The organism is Lachnoanaerobaculum sanguinis, assembly GCF_033242365.1.
In the GTDB taxonomy this organism is placed as follows: Bacteria; Bacillota; Clostridia; order Lachnospirales; family Lachnospiraceae; genus Lachnoanaerobaculum; species Lachnoanaerobaculum sanguinis.
In genome coordinates this window covers 1-1565 of record NZ_BTHK01000041.1, presented here as the reverse complement: position 1 = coordinate 1565, position 1565 = coordinate 1, and the positions used below count along the sequence as shown (strand labels likewise).

The window sequence follows — 1565 nt, the reverse complement described above, 5'->3', positions numbered from 1 at the left end:
TCGGCTGTCAGTGCCTAGGCATCCACCCTACGCTCTTTATGTTTAACCTCTTAAATCATTTAGATTTAGTGTTTATGTATGACACTAGCGTGTATCATACACTATGTTTAAAAATTTATTTTTGTTATTAAATATCAATCACTTTAAAGTAATTGATACCTCGGATGTCTAATTATAAAATATTTATATAATTTCTCGTTTGGTATGCAGTTTTCAAGGTACATCATGCAGAGAAGTTCTCTGCAAATGAGACTTAAAGATTCGAACTTCAACATCTTTCATCCTTTCCAAAGGAATATCTGATGTAGTCTCTACTTATTAAGTTAAAATGCAGCGGCATCCACCTACTCTCCCATACCGTCTCCAGTATAGTACCATCGGCCGACCAGGTCTTAACCATCGTGTTCGGAATGGGAACGGGTGTGTCCCCTGGACGCATCGACACCGCTAAGTTATGTTTTTAGCACCTTTTTAATTTAGTACTAAACAGTACTCACAACCCCTACTAAAGCCTTTAATGACGTTCTATCATACTCACTTCGTTCGTATGAAGAACTACTTTTTCACTAACACTCAAACTTCACCTTCGGCTCGTTTTCATTAAGTGAAAAATGTATAGAAAGGAGGTGATCCAGCCGCACCTTCCGATACGGCTACCTTGTTACGACTTCACCCCAGTTATCCTCCCTGCCTTCGGCAGCTCCTTCCCACACTGCTAAACATAACTACTGCTATTCTTTATATCATATAAGAATACTCACTCATAAGCCTGTCGGCTTATTCCCTCGTATTCTTATCCCAGCTTTATGTTTACCAGTGTGGGTTAGGTCACTGACTTCGGGCATTGATGACTCCCATGGTGTGACGGGCGGTGTGTACAAGACCCGGGAACGTATTCACCGCAGCATTCTGATCTGCGATTACTAGCGATTCCAGCTTCATATAGTCGAGTTGCAGACTACAATCCGAACTGAGACGTTATTTTTGTGATTTGCTTGGCCTCGCGGCTTTGCTTCACTTTGTTTACGCCATTGTAGCACGTGTGTAGCCCAAATCATAAGGGGCATGATGATTTGACGTCATCCCCACCTTCCTCCGGATTATCTCCGGCTGTCTCGTCAGAGTGCCCATCTTACTGCTGGCTACTGACGACAAGGGTTGCGCTCGTTGCGGGACTTAACCCAACATCTCACGACACGAGCTGACGACAACCATGCACCACCTGTATCCCTTGTCCCGAAGGTCTAGCCTCATTACAAAGCTATTCAAGAGTATGTCAAGATTTGGTAAGGTTCTTCGCGTTGCTTCGAATTAAACCACATGCTCCACCGCTTGTGCGGGTCCCCGTCAATTCCTTTGAGTTTCATTCTTGCGAACGTACTCCCCAGGTGGAATACTTAATGCGTTAGCTTGCGGCACCGAAGAGTTTATCTCCCCGACACCAAGTATTCATCGTTTACTGCGTGGACTACCAGGGTATCTAATCCTGTTTGCTCCCCACGCCTTCGAGCCTCAACGTCAGTTGTCGTCCAGTAAGCCGCCTTCGCCTCCGGTGTTCCTCCTAA

General features: G+C 44.8%; 2 rRNA genes. Both read right to left on the bottom strand.

Going from position 1 to position 1565, the window contains the following annotated elements:
* Positions 1–331 precede the first annotated feature (331 nt).
* Positions 332–449 (bottom strand): 5S ribosomal RNA (rrf, locus tag SBH76_RS13405).
* Between the two features lie 170 nt (positions 450–619).
* Positions 620–1565: ribosomal RNA gene (locus tag SBH76_RS13400) — 16S ribosomal RNA — on the bottom strand; the annotation flags it as partial.